Annotated in this window: 1 protein-coding gene; it reads right to left on the reverse strand. The window is 57.4% G+C overall.

Features of this window, described 5'->3' with window-relative positions; translation table 11 throughout:
- A partial coding sequence (locus tag EOE48_RS28585) for a phosphotransferase (RefSeq protein ID WP_342791895.1) occupies positions 1-332 on the reverse strand: 332 nt, incomplete at its 3' end.
- Positions 333-521 lie beyond the last annotated feature (189 nt).

Below are 521 nucleotides of genomic sequence, written 5' to 3' on the forward strand. Positions count from 1 at the left end.
AGGCGCACTGCATGCTTTTCACCTGTGGCACCGGTCACCGACGGCAGGTAGTCGCCAGCCACGCTGGCCCGCAAGTGAGGCACGCCCAGATGCCCGCCGTGCACGGCCAGGTGATCGAGCAGCGCGGTTTGAAACTCGCTTTCTACCCTGGGCTCGCTGGCATTGACGATTTTGAGTATCCAGCCCGCATCCAGGCCCGTCTGCAGCCGGTAATTGCGATCACGCTCCCCGTCCAGGGGCGTGGCAGTGCCAGAGACATTGAAGAAATCTTTTGCGAGGCCCTCTGCATCGCTTGCCGAAAACCGAGGTGCCGGGTGGGAAAGGTCTGTCATATCATCACGTTCCGAGCGAGCAAATTGTTTTTTCAATAGCTTGTCATGCACCAGCGAAACCGACACCCTGCATACGGTCGGGATCAACAGGCATTATGCCGGTTCTGACCGGCATAAAGACGGCGAGCTAATCGGGTGCTGCAATGCGTGAGCTGGATGCAAAAGATCGTGAGATTCTTGAAGTACTTT

Origin of the sequence: Methylobacterium oryzihabitans, assembly GCF_004004555.2 — a bacterium.
GTDB classification, from domain to species: Bacteria; Pseudomonadota; Alphaproteobacteria; order Rhizobiales; family Beijerinckiaceae; genus Methylobacterium; species Methylobacterium oryzihabitans.